Annotated in this window: 1 protein-coding gene; it reads left to right on the plus strand. The window is 58.6% G+C overall.

Annotation, left to right across the window (positions count from 1 at the left end; translation table 11 throughout):
* The first annotated feature begins 49 nt into the window (after positions 1-49).
* A protein-coding gene (locus HMPREF3114_RS20455) for an IS3 family transposase (RefSeq protein ID WP_141750770.1) occupies positions 50-1,401 on the plus strand; the annotation gives its coding sequence in 2 pieces (ribosomal slippage) (positions 50-497 and positions 497-1,401; 1,353 coding nt in all).
* The last annotated feature ends 31 nt before the right edge of the window (positions 1,402-1,432 follow it).

Raw genomic sequence — 1,432 nt, forward strand, 5'->3', positions numbered from 1 at the left:
TGAAGTGACCCCCAGGAGTTGGACGCCAGATCCAACCTCCGAGGGATACATGAACAGATATGACGCGCGCTTCAAGCTGCAGGTTGCCAAAGAGGCCTGCAAGACCTCCACATCGATCAAAGCCATTGCCCGTCGCCACGGCCTGGAGTTCTCCACGGTCAGGCGCTGGGTGGCGACCTATCGGCTGCATGGTTGGCGCGGGTTTCGCCGCCAGGCCCGGTCCTATGACCTCACATTCAAACTGGCTGTCCTGAAGAAGATGGGCCAGGACGGCATGTCCGGGCGGGAGGCCACCACTTACTTTCAAATTGGCGATGCCGGCGCGGTGGGGCGGTGGCGGCGCCTGTATGCTCAAGGCGGTGCCCAAGCGTTGGCACCACCTCCGCCACCGCCCCGAAAGCCGATGAAAAAGACCCGTTCGTCCAAGCCACCTGAGGAAATGAGCCGTGATGAGCTGCTCAAGGAAGTCGCCTATCTGCGTGCGGAGACCGACTACCTAAAAAAACTCGATGCCTTGATCCGGGAAGAGCAGGCGGCGCAGGACGCAAAGCGCAAGCCATCCAAGGATTGAGGCAGGTTCATACGCTGTCGCTTCTGCTCGAAGCGGCAGAGCTGTCACGCAGTACGTTCTATTACCAGAACCATGTCCTGGCCCATCCGGATCAGGATGAGGCAGCCCTGTGCGAGCGCATCCGGGCAATCTACGATCAAAGCCAAGGGCGCTATGGGTATCGCACGGTGACGCTGGAACTGGCCAATCAGGGCCATCGGACCAATCACAAGCGGGTACAGCGCCTGATGGGGGAGATGGGCCTGAAATCACGGGTACGCGTGAAGCGCTACCGGTCCTTCAAAGGGGCCGCCAATGTTGTGGTTGGCAATGACCTCAATCGCCAGTTCCATGCCGAGCGGCCCAACCAGAAGTGGGTGACCGACGTCACCGAGTTCAAGGTGCAAGGCATGAAGCTGTACCTGTCGCCGATCATGGACCTCTACAACGGTGAAATCGTGGCTTATCAGATCAAGCGCCAGCCCGTATTTGATCTGGTGGGCCAGATGCTGGAGGAGGCCATCAAGAAGCTTTCGCCGGATGAGCGGCCAATGATCCACTCCGACCAGGGCTGGCAGTACCAGCACGAAAACTACCGGCACATGCTGGAAAAGCACTCGTTGAAGCAAAGCATGTCCCGGCGTGGCAACTGCTTGGACAATGCGGCAATGGAAAGCTTCTTCGGGACGCTGAAGTCGGAGTTCTTCTACCTGAACAGCTTTGACAGCATCGAAAGCCTGGAGGCCGGGCTGGTGGAGTACATCAAGTACTACAACCAAGAGCGAATCAGATTGAAATTGAAGGGACTAAGCCCGGTAAAGTACCGGGAACAGGCCCAAGCAGCCGCCTGACCCCACCGTCCAAGTCTCGGGGGTCACTTCA

It is taken from the genome of Stenotrophomonas sp. HMSC10F07 (assembly GCF_001807895.1).
Taxonomy (GTDB): Bacteria; Pseudomonadota; Gammaproteobacteria; order Xanthomonadales; family Xanthomonadaceae; genus Stenotrophomonas; species Stenotrophomonas sepilia.